Below are 271 nucleotides of genomic sequence, written 5' to 3'. Positions count from 1 at the left end.
CAGGGCCAGGTCGTGACTGGCGATCAGCACGCTGGTGCCAAGGCGGTTGATGTCTTCGAATACGCCCATGATTTCCGCCGCCAGACGTGGGTCGAGGTTACCGGTGGGTTCGTCGGCCAGCAGCAGGGCCGGACGATGGACGATGGCGCGGGCGATGCCAACGCGCTGTTGCTGACCAGTCGACAGGTCGCCTGGGTACAGCTCGGCCTTGTCGCTGAGGGAAACCCGCTCCAGCGCAGCGCCGACACGGCGACCGATATCACTCTTGGAA

General features: G+C 64.9%; 1 protein-coding gene. It reads right to left on the bottom strand.

Translation table 11 applies throughout. From position 1 onward, the window contains the following. Positions 1–271, bottom strand: a 271-nt coding sequence (locus AC0IYH_RS31705; RefSeq protein WP_471838226.1) for an ATP-binding cassette domain-containing protein, incomplete at both ends; no start/stop codon positions are given.

Source organism: Pseudomonas sp. AC463 (assembly GCF_979253585.1).
This window is presented reverse-complemented; position numbering and strand designations above follow the sequence as displayed.